Source organism: Pseudomonas fluorescens, assembly GCF_001623525.1.
Taxonomy (GTDB): Bacteria; Pseudomonadota; Gammaproteobacteria; order Pseudomonadales; family Pseudomonadaceae; genus Aquipseudomonas; species Aquipseudomonas fluorescens_Q.
Window position 1 is genome coordinate 1,128,853 of the sequence record NZ_CP015225.1, and the last position, 15,175, is coordinate 1,144,027.

Annotated in this window: 18 protein-coding genes; 2 read left to right on the forward strand and 16 right to left on the reverse strand. The window is 56.9% G+C overall.

Annotated elements, in window-relative coordinates; genetic code table 11:
• Nucleotides 1–77 precede the first annotated feature (77 nt).
• Nucleotides 78–1,133 (forward strand): hypothetical protein, encoded by a 1,056-nt coding sequence (locus TK06_RS32390; protein WP_153044821.1) that lies wholly within the window; start codon nucleotides 78–80, stop codon nucleotides 1,131–1,133.
• Nucleotides 1,134–1,174: 41 nt separating this feature from the next.
• Here TK06_RS32390 and TK06_RS04810 read toward each other — a convergent pair whose 3' ends face one another.
• The 12 genes from TK06_RS04810 to TK06_RS04865 form a co-directional block, all read right to left on the reverse strand.
• The gene (locus tag TK06_RS04810) at nucleotides 1,175–1,906 is read right to left on the reverse strand and encodes a TIGR03747 family integrating conjugative element membrane protein (protein WP_063321059.1); all 732 of its coding nucleotides are present in this window, start codon (nucleotides 1,904–1,906) and stop codon (nucleotides 1,175–1,177) included.
• An 85-nt stretch (nucleotides 1,907–1,991) separates the two neighbouring features.
• On the reverse strand, nucleotides 1,992–4,100 hold the full coding sequence (gene traD, locus TK06_RS04815) for a type IV conjugative transfer system coupling protein TraD (RefSeq protein WP_063321060.1): 2,109 nt from the start codon (nucleotides 4,098–4,100) through the stop codon (nucleotides 1,992–1,994).
• An 8-nt stretch (nucleotides 4,101–4,108) separates the two neighbouring features.
• Entirely contained in the window at nucleotides 4,109–4,624 is a 516-nt protein-coding gene (locus TK06_RS04820; protein ID WP_063321061.1) for an integrating conjugative element protein, read from the reverse strand.
• Nucleotides 4,621–5,169: a lytic transglycosylase gene (locus TK06_RS30600; protein WP_086936571.1), complete on the reverse strand. Its 549-nt coding sequence runs from the start codon at nucleotides 5,167–5,169 to the stop codon at nucleotides 4,621–4,623. Before TK06_RS30600 ends, TK06_RS04820 begins: the two co-directional genes overlap by 4 nt.
• A complete protein-coding gene (locus tag TK06_RS04830; protein WP_063321063.1) occupies nucleotides 5,151–5,870 on the reverse strand; it encodes a TIGR03759 family integrating conjugative element protein in 720 nt (239 codons plus the stop codon). The genes TK06_RS30600 and TK06_RS04830 overlap by 19 nt, the downstream gene beginning before the upstream one ends.
• Before the next feature lie 9 nt (nucleotides 5,871–5,879).
• Nucleotides 5,880–6,551, reverse strand: a complete 672-nt coding sequence (locus TK06_RS04835) for a hypothetical protein (RefSeq protein ID WP_063321064.1) — start codon at nucleotides 6,549–6,551, stop codon at nucleotides 5,880–5,882.
• On the reverse strand, nucleotides 6,548–7,090 hold the full coding sequence (locus tag TK06_RS04840; protein ID WP_063321065.1) for a PilL N-terminal domain-containing protein: 543 nt from the start codon (nucleotides 7,088–7,090) through the stop codon (nucleotides 6,548–6,550). The genes TK06_RS04835 and TK06_RS04840 overlap by 4 nt, the downstream gene beginning before the upstream one ends.
• 106 nt (nucleotides 7,091–7,196) lie before the next feature.
• A complete protein-coding gene (locus TK06_RS04845; RefSeq protein WP_063321066.1) occupies nucleotides 7,197–7,943 on the reverse strand; it encodes a hypothetical protein in 747 nt (248 codons plus the stop codon).
• Between the two features lie 53 nt (nucleotides 7,944–7,996).
• Entirely contained in the window at nucleotides 7,997–8,491 is a 495-nt protein-coding gene (radC, locus tag TK06_RS04850; protein WP_063321067.1) for a RadC family protein, read from the reverse strand.
• Nucleotides 8,492–8,591: 100 nt separating this feature from the next.
• Nucleotides 8,592–8,849: a hypothetical protein gene (locus TK06_RS32910; protein ID WP_063321068.1), complete on the reverse strand. Its 258-nt coding sequence runs from the start codon at nucleotides 8,847–8,849 to the stop codon at nucleotides 8,592–8,594.
• 69 nt (nucleotides 8,850–8,918) lie between these two features.
• A complete protein-coding gene (locus TK06_RS04860) occupies nucleotides 8,919–9,500 on the reverse strand; it encodes an STY4534 family ICE replication protein (protein WP_063321069.1) in 582 nt (193 codons plus the stop codon).
• An 865-nt stretch (nucleotides 9,501–10,365) separates the two neighbouring features.
• Nucleotides 10,366–10,707: a helix-turn-helix domain-containing protein gene (locus TK06_RS04865; protein WP_063321070.1), complete on the reverse strand. Its 342-nt coding sequence runs from the start codon at nucleotides 10,705–10,707 to the stop codon at nucleotides 10,366–10,368.
• 209 nt (nucleotides 10,708–10,916) lie between these two features.
• Here TK06_RS04865 and TK06_RS04870 point away from each other — a divergent pair, with 209 nt between their 5' ends.
• The gene (locus TK06_RS04870; RefSeq protein ID WP_063321071.1) at nucleotides 10,917–11,174 is read left to right on the forward strand and encodes a hypothetical protein; all 258 of its coding nucleotides are present in this window, start codon (nucleotides 10,917–10,919) and stop codon (nucleotides 11,172–11,174) included.
• A 43-nt stretch (nucleotides 11,175–11,217) separates the two neighbouring features.
• On the opposite strand, the gene TK06_RS04875 is transcribed toward TK06_RS04870, so the two are convergent.
• From TK06_RS04875 to TK06_RS04890, 4 genes are all read right to left on the reverse strand, one after another.
• Nucleotides 11,218–13,185: a DNA topoisomerase III gene (locus TK06_RS04875; RefSeq protein WP_063321072.1), complete on the reverse strand. Its 1,968-nt coding sequence runs from the start codon at nucleotides 13,183–13,185 to the stop codon at nucleotides 11,218–11,220.
• Nucleotides 13,186–13,407: 222 nt separating this feature from the next.
• Nucleotides 13,408–13,878, reverse strand: a complete 471-nt coding sequence (locus TK06_RS04880) for a single-stranded DNA-binding protein (protein WP_063321073.1) — start codon at nucleotides 13,876–13,878, stop codon at nucleotides 13,408–13,410.
• A gap of 2 nt (nucleotides 13,879–13,880) precedes the next feature.
• The gene (locus tag TK06_RS04885; protein WP_063321074.1) at nucleotides 13,881–14,393 is read right to left on the reverse strand and encodes a DUF3158 family protein; all 513 of its coding nucleotides are present in this window, start codon (nucleotides 14,391–14,393) and stop codon (nucleotides 13,881–13,883) included.
• The gene (locus tag TK06_RS04890) at nucleotides 14,390–15,145 is read right to left on the reverse strand and encodes a PFL_4669 family integrating conjugative element protein (RefSeq protein WP_063325064.1); all 756 of its coding nucleotides are present in this window, start codon (nucleotides 15,143–15,145) and stop codon (nucleotides 14,390–14,392) included. The genes TK06_RS04885 and TK06_RS04890 overlap by 4 nt, the downstream gene beginning before the upstream one ends.
• Nucleotides 15,146–15,175 lie beyond the last annotated feature (30 nt).

The following is a 15,175-nucleotide window of genomic DNA, read 5'->3' on the forward strand; positions in this document are numbered from 1 at the left end:
AGCCGTAAAGGTGTCTTGGGTATGAGGTTTTCTCATACTTTGCATGGTTCAACTCATACTCTAAGGGGAGCGGGTAAATGACTCTAAAGTCGGGTTATATGAGGGATGGCGACAAAAAATATAAAGAAGACCGGTTTTTAAAAGCGGTGCCTTCTGCCGAGCGCATAAATGAGGTTTTCTATGCCCATAATTTGACCGGCGCTAGGCTTGAACTCGTTAGGCAGGTATGTATTGATTTTGAGAAGGAATTGTCCTATCTGAATGAGCAGCTTGCAATTCATCGGCTAGACCCCGCTGGTTGGTCATTGGTTTACAGGTTCCTGAGTCAGGATAATTTCTACGCCGAAGTCGGTAAGTCTGCGTATGTCCCCAAGAACTATGAAATCCGAATATCTTTAGGGGTGCCAGCGACTGTTCTGTCCGTGGCTATAGAGTTAATATCTCTACAGGTTGACAGTCAATCAAGTAATCTTGGATGTCAATATGATGGTTCGAGTTGCTCTGTTGAAAGTTTTTTTCCGGGTGTGACTTCCGTTTCTGAAGTCGACGGGGCTGCTACCAATTTAGCTTTGGATGTATGCTTGTTGCTATACTTCCATGAAGTGTCGCACATGGTTTTTGGGCATTGTGACTATTGTCCTAGAAATTCCAAGGAAGTGCGTGCGCTTGAATTTGATGCGGACTTTAATGCGGGATCTATTTTCGGCTCTTGGGTTATGGGCTTGCCTAGTGCAATTAGAAGGCCGTCTAGCTCCAGAGAGTTGGTTGAGCGATTAATTCGTGCGGCATTTGTTTTGGGTGTTATTTTTAAGGCGGTTTCTCGGGAGTCTGAAAATTATCATTATCCAAGTGTTAGGGTCGCAAGCTTTATGTCTGGCGGTGTGTTTTCGATGACAAAAAATGGACATGCTCCAGAGTTTAGTGACGATGGTGAGGGCGATAAGTATTGGGAGCGGATTGTGCGTGATGTGCAAGCGCCTTTGTTGGATGCGTTGAGGCGCTCTTCTCTTTCGCGTTTTTCAGGGACTGAAATTGAAATTCAGCGAGACTGGGATGAGTTGAATTCGGTTACGTACAAAGTGCGTAATGAACTCAAAGATGGTCCTTTGGCTACGCTCAGAGTAACTCCGTAACAGGGGGGCGTTACGTGTGAAACGCGCCACTTAAGGTGGCGCTATAGGTGTTTTTTGAAGGTCGCCGCCGTGATTGTCGTTATTACGCAAAGCATCGCAGCGCAAGGTAGAAAAAAGGCAATCGGGTTGATCGAAAAGGGCAAAGATAGGTAAACGATCCAAGGCATAACCAATATCGGTATCAGAGCACGTTTGGCGCGGTGATAAACGAAGCTACTTTCTCGGCCAGCTCCAAATTTGCGTAGGTCGCGGCGCATCAAACCATCGACAAAACCAGTGAACATACTCAGCAAAAACAGCGGCAAGGCTAGGACCAGAATTATCAGCCGCACCACAAAGGTGAAGGTAACGTAGACTGCGGCCAGTACGAAATTTTCGATGCTCACGTAGAGCTGGTTGGTCCAGCTCCAGAAGCCGTTGCCTTGGCTCGACACTCGCGCCTGCCGGGCAAAATCCACAAATCCAGTCTTGACCAGCAGCCACTGATTTAGAAAATCCAGCCACTGGACAATCGCCTGTCCGGGTCGCTGGATGAGAAGTGAATATTTGAATTGCTCGCTGAGCCAGCTCAATTCGCTATTCAGCATGGCCTGACTATGTCGCCAGCCTTGATCACCCCAGAACAAGAGTAGACCAGTCCACTCGATCAGGATTGAGAACAACAATGAGGCAATGAGCATTCCGATGAGGCGCAGGACCAGGCCGATCACGGAGATGATCAACCCCGGACGCTGGATCGGTTGTGGCGGTGTGTTCTGGACGGAAGTCGCCATCATTCACTCCGTTGTGCTCTGCAGTGTTGATATCGTCACGACGTCTGATGGATAGTTTTCCGCTGAAACCTGTGGCGGGGCCGGGCTACCCCACCTGATCCAAATCGAAGTTGGTAGTTGGACCGCCACCACTGGCGCTCCACCACTGCCCCGCTTGCGCGTTGTAGGCCGCCCGCATCCGTTGAGTGAGTTCCTGCAGGTCTTTGGGCATGGCGTCGTCGTTGGAGGGTTTTGGCAACGGCATGCGGACTTTCCAGAGCTGGCCACCGGCCTGGAAGGAAAACATTTGTCCCTTGGGCAAACTGATGATGTGCGCAGGCTCGATCAGCGGCACGCTGGTGCTGCTGACACGGTCCTGTGAGGACGAGGTGAAGTCCGTATTGGCCTCAGGATCGGAGGTGTCGGTGGCGCCCGACACGAGGGTTTTGGTCAGCACGTTAACCTTGGGCAACTGCTGGGTGAGCAGTTCAGCGGTGGCGGTTTCGCGCACGCGGAGCATTTGCAGGGTGTTGAAATTACCAATGACTTGGCCGGCCTTGGCGCGGTTACCTATGCGCGCTTCGATATCGCTGAGGGTCTGGGTGTAGGCCGTCACCTGGATGCCGGCACCGCCACCCTTATTGATCAGTGGGATGAACTCATCGCCCATCAACTCGTTGAACTCGTCAGCGTGCAGGTTGATGGGTAGCTTGGCGCTGCTGTTGTTGCCCGATTGGGGCAGGCCATGGTCAATGCCGTGTTTGTAGATGTGTCCGGCGACCGAGACTAAATCAGCGAACATGGAGTTGCCTACGGCAGCAGCGACCTCAGCATCGGTCAGCGCATCCAGACCGACGTAGACGATGCCGCGTTTTCGGATGATCTGCATCCAGTCGAAGATCGGCCGCGGGTCATCCAGGTCGGTGTAGTTGGGCGCGAGTAGTTGGGCGGTCTTGCCGGAGGTGAGTTTCTCCAGCAGCGGCAGTAGCGAGGCAACGATCTTGTCGAAGTAAGTACGGTCGTAGCGCACTGCCGAACGCAGTCCGTCCATTACCGGATCAAATACCCGTTTGGCCGCCAGGTACTGCTCGATGGCCACCACGCGCTTTTCGCGTCCCACCATATGCCGGGGAATGTTCTTCTCGGTGAGCTTGCTTTCGAGCTGGACGATCACTTCCCACGCCTTCGGGTCGGTCTTGGCGAAAAACTGCTGGGCGTATTCGATGAACAGCGCGTCGATGTTGACGACATGTCGCTGGATCTGCAGGTAGTCCGGACGCCGACCCAACTCGATCAAGGCGCGGGCGATGATATTGACGAAACGCCAGGCGAACTCACGAAAGGCTGCGGAGTTGCCTTCACCACTGAGTTGCCCAGCAATACGTGATGCCACTTCCGAAATGCGTCCGAAACGCCCCACGGCGTTGTAACGCGCGGAGATCTCTGGCCAGCCTAGATGGAAAACATAGAATTCCTTTTCCCGACCGGCGCGTTTGGCTTCGACGTACATGCGTTTGAGCAGGTCGGCATCACCCTTCGGATCGAAAACGATGACCACCTCATGTTCGACGCGGTGAATGTCCTGGGTGATGTACACCTCGGCGAGTCGCGTCTTGCCAACACGGGTCGTGCCGAGCACCAAGGTGTGTCCGACCCGTTCGCCCAACGGCAGACTAACTTCCGTTTCATTGGGCTCGACCCCATGCAACAGCGGCGAGCCACCTACCGGGGGCAAAGGGCGCAACGGATTGAAGGCACTGTCCCAAGCCGTGACTCGGGCCAATGTCGAGAGCGGAAACGGTGCATGTTCCAGGCGTCGTTCGAGTTCACGGGCCAGGCTATAGCTGGTCGGTTGGTCGACATAGTGGGCGACCGCCGGATCCTGGGCCTCGACCAAGCGCTGGGTGTGCAGGCGGGTCCAGCGAAAGCCGAGGCCCATAAACAAACGCGTACGGCTGACCGGAATCTGCTTGCTGGTCAGTTCGTAGCGGGGCAGCCGCCGGATATTGCGCCGATAGCGCAGCACCTCCCAGGCTTGTCGCAGACGGATAAGGCCGAACAGGGTATAGGCCAGCGCCGCAGCCAGGCCGATCTCGGGTGAGAGGGCCACAGCCCAGGGCGAGTACACGCACAACACCGCGACGGCGATGCAGATCGCTACGGTGTACAGTTCCACTGCTGGCCGGAGCTTGGACTCCATCGCATGCTCGGCCATGACCTGACTCACTGTTCCAATGAGGTGGCGGTGATCAGGACGGGGTAGTGCTCAATCTGCAGGCGGGTGGCGATGTCGTTGCCGTTGACCGGCAGGATGGTGATGTCCGGAGCGGCTGCTCGAATTCGGGCCAAAGCTTCGGTATCGGTTACTTCAACCGCTAGACCGGCCGCGCCCATTTCCTGCAGTCCAGTCGCGCGTTGACGCAACCAAACCAGTGACTGGGGATCCTCACCTACCAGGAAAAATGGCCGTAAGCCCGGCATGTCCAGGGCGCGAGACGTGATTTGACCGGGGCTCAAGTGAGAGCTGCGGACGGGTAGTATCCAGGCTTCATCGGCAAACGTGGACAGGTCCGCATGCATGGTCCGATTCGGCTGGATCTCGTTGTTTATTGGCGGCCTGGTGACCTGAAAATGGAGGAGGGTGAAGTCGCTAGGCTGATCCCCGGCTACGGTCAGTTCCGGCTGGGCGAAAGGAGCCAAGAGCAGGATGAAATAGCAGATAAGGAGTATTCGCTTCATTGTGGTGTGCCCTGTTTGAAGGAAACCTGCAATCGTTCGAGTTGTCGGGAAAAGCCGGCGCGGTAACGCGTGGCCGGCGTTCCTCCTGCCGGGCGGTGATATCGGCCGGCAGCTGACACCCAATCACCGGTAGCGGCGTGATGCTCCTGCAACAGCGCGGCAGTCACGGCGAGATTTCGGTAGGGATCGAGGGCTTCGCAAGGGCTGGGGAAACGTTGTCCGTGGTAACCCAGGTTGGTTTGTCCAAGACCGACATCAACTCGCTTGGCGTCATGCCGGGCGAGTGCTTGAAGCAAGGCTTGACAGGCGGCCGCTCGGGTGGTGAATCGGTAAGGTATTCCTGCGATGTTCAGGGTCCAGGGCCAGGGCAGCAGCCGACCACGGACTCGGATACCACTCTCCTGCAGGGCAATCGCGAACAGCACCGTTGAGGGGATGCTGGCGTCATGCGCCGCTAGTTGATAGGCAGGCGGCGGAAGTTCGTCAGCCTGGGCTGCGAGCATCGTCAGCATGAGCGCAAGTCCACTCAGTCTAGGCGTTGCCATTGTCCGTTCACCTGTTGAAACGTGGCGGGCAATGGCCCCGCAGCACCCAGGCTGAACCAGCGACCTCGGTCATGGTTCAGGGTAATCTGCTGGCGCTGAACCTTGGCCGGATCGATGTCCGCTTGCCGAGCCCAGCGACGGACGCGTTCATCCTCGCCTTGGCTGCTCACCAGGTAGATATCGAACGCTGTATTACTGCTTTGCAGACGCTGCGCTTCGGCGGTGCACGCTGGGCAATGGTCCTCGACAAACAAAGCTCGGCGCGGCTCTACCGGTGAGCTAGCGGTGGGCGGGGATGCCATACCCTGAATCGGCAACAGCCCCGGAAACAGCTTGGCCCAGGCTGCCGTGTAAGCGTTTTGGTAAGCCAACTCGCGCTCGGCGCGTTTGGCTTCCAGCACTACCTGCAATTCGGCATAGCGCTGGCGCTCTTGGTCGGTCTCTGCCTCGACGCCGAGCGCAGTCAGCGGATCGATATTCGGGCTCCAGAAACCGCGCGGGCCGGCTTGGATCTGTTCGAAGCGTGTCCACTCTTGCTCCGTGAGACCCCAGCTTGCCGCCTGTTTAGAGTGCGAGCGCCCCAGCGGAGTGGACTGTGTGTCCTGGACCCGTGACGGTGTCGTGACAGGGTTACCCATCGCCGCGCCCGTGCTAAGCAATGAAACGAGACAGACGATGGGGGGCAGTAGCGCTCGGTTCATAATCGTTTCTCAAGGGAGTTGCACGGTCTGGTCTGGCTGAGCGGTCACCGCGAAGATGGCCGCGTTCGGCTCCAGCGCCTTCAGCTGCCATGCGCCGAGCTGCTCGCCGTTGTGCAGCAACTGGATATCCTTGAGTGAGCGACTATCAGGAGGAGCTACGGCCAGAAAGCGCTCGCCACCGCGGGATTCAACCCCCAGCACTGAGAATGGCGGCGAGAGCGGGGCAGGCTTGGCGCGAGCGACTTTTTTCGGCTTGGCCGAGGAGGGCGTCGGTGGTGGGAGTGGCGGTTGGGTCTTGATGTCCAGGAGTTGCTGCTCGACGTGCTCAAGTCGTGCGCGTAGCGCGATCATATCGGCTTCTGTGGCACGGTCTGCCAGACCGTCGCGTAGCGACTGTATCTCTTGTGCCCATTGATCCAACATCGGATCGAGGGTATTGGCCTGTTGCTCACCGGTATCGACCATTTGCTTCAGGTCTTTCAGTGCGTACTGCAGCTTCTCCTGTGCATCCATGAGGGTGCTTGAATCACGTTGCAGGGCATTCAGTGTCTCTAGACGTTGGGCGTTCGCATTTTCCAGCACCGTCACGCGTTGATACTGGTTATACAAACCGCCACTCAGCCCGGAGACCGCCAGGCAAAGTGAGCCGACAATGAGGGTTTGAAACGTCGAGGCTTTCATGGGTGTGCCTCCGACTGATGGGACGAGGTTGGTGTGATCTGCACGGTGCCAGCGTCATTTTTCTTCCGTTCGAAACAGACCGAACGGCTGACCTCATCGGTCGTGAGTTGCCAGGCGGGGCCAGCCAGTACCTGCAGTGCGCTGCGTAATGGGATCGGGCCGAGCCGGTAATGGGCTGCGGGCAGAGGCCGGGTGAAAAGTATCTTTACAGGTTCGGCAGAAGGGCAGAGCGAATAACCCGAGCGCTGCAGCACGTAGTGCATCGTCTCCTGTACCGAAGGATTCAGGTTGGACGGAATGCTCACGTCAACGATTTGAGCGAGAAGATCACGTTGTTCCGTGGTGGGCTCGGTGCTGACCAGTGTATAGCGGCCATAGCGGAGTTCTGACGGATGGCTTTCGTCGGCCGGGCTCCTCGATAACTGGGGCCGATTGGAACTACCGTCAATCTCTGGATTAGTCGGCAATGGGTATTGGATTTGTGCGGTGCAGGCACTCAACAAGCCCAGCAGGCAGACAGGCGTGAAAAAACGCTCCATGGAAAAAACCTCATGTCAGATTCAGTGCAGAACCTGACATGAGGTGAAGGAGCGATTCAGTGAGGAAGTTGATTCAAGGTGGATCGTGTTAACGCTGAACTCGTTGCTATTCATCAAAAATCGCGAGCCCATCCAAGACGGCAGCGTCGGGGTCGAAGATCAACAACCTCACATCCGCCAATGCCGCCAGATACAGTACGTTGACCAAGGCTTCCGGCGTTCCGGCGTCGAGCTGCTCTTGCCTCAGCGACGAGTAAGGATTGCCCTCGATCTGCACCAAGTTATCGTCGGTCCAGGGCGTGCCGATCAGCTTACATCCGACGCCATTGCAGTCTGGCAGGGCAAAGGGTTCAAACAGCAGTCCGGTTGGCTTGGAGTCGAAATTTCCAACCCAGCTTTCCAGGTGGCGCAGCGCTTCGTCAGTGAGGTGTGCGGTACTGATCTCCCAGGCTCGACTGTAGTGTCCTGTGTCGAAGCTCAAACGATGGACCATGGCTTGGGCTTCTTCCAAGGAGTACAGGTCACCGACATGATGTCGTTCGTTGAGCATTTCGCCAGTCACGGCATAGATCACTTGCCGCACCAGCCCGATGGACTGGCAGCGTTCATTCAATTCATCCGGAATGGATTGACCCTCGCTGATCAGAGCGAAGTCGTCATTGAACAGGCAGGGAAACAGTTCTAACGCATCGTCGGGCAGGTGGGCTTGTGCGTCATGTACGGGGCGAAAGCAGGGAGGGCAGTCGTTTGCGTAGGTGATCTGTAGCAGTCGTTCAATATGCAAGTAGTCGTAGCCGCGAGCAAATGGGTTTGATGTTTCCAGCAGAGCTGGGGGTTGGGGTGAAGGGTTCATGAGGGTGCTCCAGAAGGAAATGAAGAAGGCGTCCGAAGACGCCTATTGGGGGGTTAAAGCCAGCCATGCTCGGCAAGGGAGAGAGGACGACCTTCGCCTACGATGAAGTGATCCAGTACGCGCACTTCGATCAAATCCAAGGCCTCTTTCAATCGTGCGGTCAAGGCGCGATCCGCCAGGCTGGGTTCCGTGCAACCGGAGGGGTGGTTGTGGCAGACAATGGCAGCTGCTGCGTTATGCGCTAGGGAGCGCTTGACGACTTGGCGGGGGTAAACGCTGGCGCCATCGATGCTCCCGTGAAAGAGGATCTCGAATGCCAGAACGCGATGGCGGGCATCGAGAAAAATCACACCGAAGACTTCATGCTCTTGTGGTGCAAGATGCAGTTTTAGGTATGAGCCCACGGCGTCAGGTGACGTTAGGTTAGGGCCGCGGGTGAACAGCCGACGATCCAGAATACGTAGCGCTTCATCAATCAACTGGTTTTCTTGGGCGATACGATCCCCCTCGACATCCGAGGTTTCAATCAGGGTAAGTTGGGTGCTCATGGGGTACCTCCGAAGTGAATAGTCCGGGGGTACACACCCGAGGGGAGTGGTGTCCCCGAGGTGGATATCGAGTCACGGGCATTGCCCGATGACGCGCTGTTTACAGCCGAGTGAATCGGTGGCGTTGTCCGTGCAGGTGTGAATCACAACCGTCGCAGGGCAATGGGGAGAAGGTTCTTATTCCACGGCCAGTTTCGGGATCGAAGTCGGCACTGATGGGCATTAGCCGAACCAGCCCACGATGGAGACCGGCGATGCGTTCCTCGACCTCATCTGTCGTGTAATAGAGCGATAACGTGCTGCAGTCCTCGTAAGCCGCAGCGAACAGGCAATCGTCGCAAAGCCAGAAGGATTCCATATTGGTTCTCCTGTGCTGATTGAAAAAAGGCGCTCGATTGAGCGCCTTGATGTAAACGTCGTGGATCGTTCAGGCGGACTGAACAGTACGTGTGGCAACACGGCGAGCCGTGCGGGAAGTGGGTGCAGATTCAGGTTCAATCCTGGACTTTGCTGGGGGGGCGGTATCCTCGGCATCGGCATCAGTCGACTTTGGGGATGGCTCACTGTTTGGCGTTTGCTCAGCAGGTGCTGTTGCTTCCTGCCTGGCAGGCGCTTTGTACTCGAACGTGCCGTTGACCTTGATCCAGTCGATGTACAGCAGACGACCTTTCAGGCTGGCGCCCGGTTGGCCTTGTTTATCGCCTTTCTCATAGAGAAATGGGTCAATCCACAGGTCGCCGATACGGAACGACAGCAATACCTTTTTATCGGCTTTGACGGCGTCCATATAGAGGCGAATCAAACGTTCAGCTTCGCCCCCTGCGACTTTGCAGTCGAAACGGGTGTATTCCACTGCATCAGTGGCACCATGCAGAGCCGCGATATCGCAGGCCACGAACGGCTGGCCGCGGCGGACTTGTACTTCACGGACACGGTTGAGGTAGCCGATACCGACGGTGTGTAGGTTGAAGTAAGTGGTCGCTTCTTGGGATTGGTTGGCGTGGGCCATGGTGGTTCTCCTGTTTCAAGGGAAAACGGCGACGCACAGCCCCTGACGGGGAAGTGAGCCCCCGTCAGGGTGGGTTAGTTGAAGGCGAACGATGAACGACTTGTCACCGGCACGCCGATGACCATCAGATCGATGCGCCTGGAGAATAGGGGGCAGCAGAGGAGAAATCCGCAGCAGATCTGCGGACCTAGGGTAGTGGGCATTCATCACCGCTGAAGCGGTAATCGTGCGAGCCTCCGAACGCTGATCGCACTTGGGTAACCACCACGAGCGTGGCGTAGCCTTGAAGGTTCAAGCTACCTGGGCTGGGCTGTCAACGACAGCGAACCACGCCCTTTGTATAAGCCTGTCACAGGGGAGCGTCAAGACGCCGTAAGCCGATTTTTTAGGCCGGAATTCAGTGGCAATCACTGGACGGAAGAAAGTGAAGAGTAGGCCTAGCGGGGTGCCAGGCGAGGAACAGAGAAGCCACCTTAGGCGGTCTGACGCAGTCGGCAAGCTCCTCGCAAAACTTGTTTTAACTACGCCGTGATTCGCCAACCGACCCTTGTCGTGGCTTGGGTCGGAACATGCTGGCACGCATCCGCGCACAAAGGGTGCCCAGTGTTTCCCCGGCGGGCTCCGGGACTGAATGCGATCGCCGTAGCGGATGACCGCTGATGCCTGGCAGAGGCAACAGTGGTCATCCGCTACCACGATCAGGTCGAGCACAAAGCGGGATGAAATTCCTCAGAAGAGAAGGCTCCGAACTCAGGGAGTCCGACCGAGCTACCCGGAGCGAATCGGTCTTGGGTCGCCGTAAGCGATGATCCTGAGGCACTACAGCAGAGCGGGTGGGACGACGTCAAGCCAATGGGCAAAGAGGTTATTTGCTACTGAGATGAGCGGCCAGCCGTTCGACGGTCGTCAGGATAAAGGCACGGTCACTTTCTTGAAGGCCGCTCAGCAGGCCCGCGATCATCTGGCCCTGGTCGTTGGGGCGATTGCTCGACTCCGTCAGCAGTTCATCCATCCGGCAGTCGAAGATGTCCGCCAGTTGCATCAGCTTGACCACGGAAAGCTCCACGACACCCCGCTCAAGGCGCGAAATGGCTTCGCTGCCGATCCCCAGGCGTTCAGCCACCTCTTCCTGGGTCAGATTACGCTGAGTGCGGTGTTTCGCGATCATGCGCCCGATTTGGGCTTGGGTCGGATGTTTAGGTGCCAAGTGATGAGTTCTCCAATTCAACCCGAATGGTTGAGCAAAGACCCGTTGACATGAACATCCTTAGAGGTTGAGTATCGACTTGTAGGGTTGTTATATTGACTGAAATACCTGTTTGTCGCGACGTGACATGTGTTCCTCCAGGAATCAGAGCCCGTAGTGACCAGTGAAACTGAGCGGTCTGATAGGACCAAATGGAGGCAAGGTTGAGCATGGATGAGCAGCGAGAAAACGACATGGACCTGATCTGGGATCGAACACTGGAGCTGTTCATCAAGATCCATGACTGCCCTGATAACCCTGAACACCGCGACAGCCTTGTTCATTGGCTTAACGAAGATCCTGCTCACCTGAAAGCGTTCAACGAACTGGGGCAGATATGGATAGCGACAGGCATCGCCTTGGCCCGTGAAATCGGACAACCGCTAAGCGACTTGGAGAAGGAGCAGCCGCCGTTGATGATGCACTGACCCGCATATCACCCCCAAGATTCATTTGAACACCAATGGCGCCTCATGGACGACGCGTACCTTTGCTGATCGGCACAGTGCCTTTGCAGTCCGGGTATTGGGAACATGACCAGAACGGTCCTGATTTTCCCTTCCGCCTAAGCATTGATGCGTTGCAAAGGGGGCAGACAGGCCCGGCTTCGACCGGCACCGACAAGGTGAGTGCTCCGCAGTTTGAAATCAGCTGCGTAATCCAGTGCGCCTGCTTGGCAACGAATGTATCCAAGGTCAGACGTCCCGCTTCGATTTCATCCAGAGCTTGCTCCCAGATCGCTGTCATACCCGGATCCGCGACTGCTGCGGGTACCGCTTCGATCAGGGTATGGGCCGCTGCGGAGGCCGTTAATGCACGTTTTTTCTTCAACAAGTAACCGCGATCAATCAACCCCTTGATAATGCCGGCTCGCGTGGCTTCGGTGCCGATACCGGTGGTGTCCCGAAGTTTCTGTTTCAGGCGTGGGTCGTTGACCAGCTTGGCCACGTTTTTCATGGCCTTGATCAGATCACCCTCGGTGAGCGGTTTGGGCGCAGCGGTGCGCATGGATTTGAGTTCAACGTCGTCCACTGCGCACTGCCTACCCTGTTGTAGGGCGGGCAACACCTGGGACTTTTGACTAGGCTCATCGTCGTCGGGGTTGTCGGAGAGTAAGCCTTTCCAGCCTTGGACGAGGATCTGTTTGCCAACAGCAGTCAAACGCTCGGCGCCGCACTCCAGTTCGACCTCGGTTCGATCAAACTCGTGATGCGGCAGGAATTGCGCGAGGTAGTGGCTACGAATCAGTTCGTAGACTTGGCGCTCTTGTTCAGACATCCGCCCAAGGTTCGCCGGCTCGGTGGTGGGGATGATGGCGTGGTGCGCGGTGATCTTGGCATCGTTCCATGCTCGTGAGCGCAATGATTGATCGACGCCTCCGAGCGCTGGGCGTAACGCGGGATCCATTCTGAGCAGGGCATCGAATACCGCGGCTACCTCGTTGAACATGCTCTCTGGCAAATAACGGCAATCGCTGCGCGGATAGCTGGTGGCTTTGTGGGTTTCATACAGGGCTTGGGCATTATTCAGGGTTTCCTGCGCGCCAAGTCCCAGCTTGCGTGAACAGACTTCTTGCAGTGTGCTCAGGTCGAAGGGCAGGGGTGGCGCTTCGCGCAAATGCTCAGTCTGCAGCGAGACTACGGTGGCGGTCTTGCTGCTAGAAAGCGCTTGGAGGGTTTGACTGGCAAGCGCTTGCTGCAGGCAGCGACCGGCTTCGTCACGTCCTGAGTTTGGCGGTATCCACGATGCGATGAAGGGTTGCCCCATTGAAGACAGGTGCACATCCACCACCCAATACGGCACAGAGACGAAGCTGGCAATCGCGCGGTCTCGTTCAACCACCAAGCGCAAAGTGGGCGTTTGGACGCGTCCAACCGACAGCACGCCGTCATAGCCCGCCCGCCGTCCTAGGAGGGTAAACAAACGACTGAGATTCATACCAATCAGCCAATCGGCGCGGCTGCGGGCGAGGGCTGAGTGATAGAGCGGGAAGGTCTCCTGACTAGACTTCAGCGAGGACAGTGCTTTGCGAATCGACGCCTCGTTGAGTGCGGATAACCAGAGGCGCTCAACAGAACCACGATAGTTGCAGATCTCTAGTAACTCGCGGGCAATCATTTCACCTTCGCGATCGGCGTCGGTGGCGATGACGACGGTGGTAGCTTCGCTGAGCAGGTGTTTGATGATTTTGAACTGCGCGACAGTCTTGGGTTTGACCTCAACCCTCCACTGCGCGGGAATGATCGGTAGATGATCCAGCGACCAGGTTTTGTACTGATCGCCATAGGCTTCAGGTGGGGCCGTTTCCAGCAGGTGACCGATACACCAGGTGACGGTTGTCTCGCGTCCGATCAAGCAACCATCACCACGTCGGCTGGCTCCGAGAACCTTGGCGATGTCACGACCTTGGGAGGGTTTCTCGCAGAGAAAGAGACGCATAGAACTGCTCCGGGTTGAGTTCGGAGCAGCGTTGTTGGAAACAGCAGTGGCAAACTATGAGAAACCTGAATGGCAGGTTCCTCATATTAGTCGGTGAGGGCAGTCTTGATTGGGGGTGAGGCTACTACCTTGTAGTCACGTGGACGACAGTGCTTCACAAGCAGCGAGTAATGACAGGCCAGGAACTTCGCGCAAAGGCGCAATTTTTATGCCTCAAGTTAGTCATGCCGATGGTGGCTGCCCTCTGCGCTTTTTGGACTTCGACGCAGGCGAGCTGGCCTGGTCTGTAGCCTGCCCGACGGGAGCCGCAGACGAGGCTGATTCACTTGAGCGCTCCCGCATGACCACGTTCTGCACGCGATGAGGCAGGATGCCGACACGACGCGCCTCGATCTTGAAGGTGACCCGCGCATTGTCTTCACTGTCCTCCCACTCATCGCGCACGGTCCGGCCTTCGACCAACACACGCATACCTTTCTGGTACAGCGTACTCCAGTGTTCAGCCTCGCGGTGCCAGAGCTCAACTGGCGCCCAATAGCCGCCTCGATCTTCATAGCTACCCTCGCGTGGCACGGGGTTGTCGAAGTACACATTCAGGCGCAGCAAACGCCGTGGCTCGTCATTACCTGATGGGAACTCCTGGAACTCTGGCGCACTGCCGATGTTGCCTTCGCCGACGAAAAAGGTACTCATTGTTATATCTCCACTGCTGGTGTGAACTGGCGCAGCAGCCGTTCTGCGCTGGCCATTTTGATCGCGCAGGTTGAAGCCTGGCGGTAGAGCGAATGAACCACGCTCATTTGCAGATTCAGTGCAATGCGCTCGCATTCGAAACGGTGCAATCCTTCTCGTACGATCTGCGGCAGTGCTTGGTTGGATATCTGGCGTTCCCAGACTGCAACACCCATGCGAGCAAAATCACGGGTGCGCCAACGCAAAAAGGTGCTGCCCGCACTGGTGTTTTGCAGCACCAGTCGAATATCCAGCAGTGAGTAAGGGGGCTGTCCGGCCTGCTGCGCCACAGCCTCCATCAGGTAGCATAACTGCGCCTCGATTTCCCTCGCCATCTGCGCCAGGAGTTCCAACTCCCCCTTACCCTTAAAAGGTTTTAAAAGGCCTTTTAGGGAGGCTGCGTGTTCGAGTTGGCGAAAGGCATCTGGTGTCAGTGTTTCGAAGGGTATTGGTTGAGTCGGGATCAGGGGCTTCATACTTCGTCCTCCGGCTCATCCACTGTCCCAAACGGCTCCACCGCGTCCTCTGCCAACGCGTCAGCGCCATCCACTGCCACAGCACCACGACGAATGATGGGTGGCGCGAACTGGGAACGACGATGCCCCTCAAGGATGTCCATTGGGGGCAACCCAAATTTTTCCATGGCCGCCAGGGCGCGGGCATTGTTTGCGGCCATATCATCGCGCGTGACACCTGCAAGTCGATAACGCTGCGCCTGGCCGAACAGGCTGCGCAGCAGATGGGCGCCGTCGTCGATCCAGGCTTCCATGTCTCGGCGACCGATCAAGGCGGTGTGATGGGCCAATAGGGTATGCCGCACCAGCGTGTCGTAGTCAGTCAGCAGGTAGACGGCGAGAAACCCCAGTTGACTGCCGATGTACAAGGGTAAAGTGACGGGGTGGATATTGAGGTTGTCGCTCATGTCGATCTGCGTCGGCAGGTCCTGTCTGATCCGGTCCAACTGCTGGGTCAGTTCCAGCATCCCAGCCTTGGCCTGCATCAATTTTTCTTCGAGCTGCACGATCGCCCAGTCGGCATAAGGATCGTCCTGCGCTGCGGTTTGTTTGATCAGGTTAGTGACGCTGATGTAGCCGGCCATACCCATAATCGAGTGGACGCCTTCGCGTGCGGTCCGGCCTTGCCAGATCCGGGCGGCGTGGTGCGTGTGCAGGGTCAGGGTGATGCTGCTGCGCAATGAACCCAGGTTGAGCTGATAGTGATCGGCCACGGTGTTGTCCTCGCATAGGCTTGGACGGAA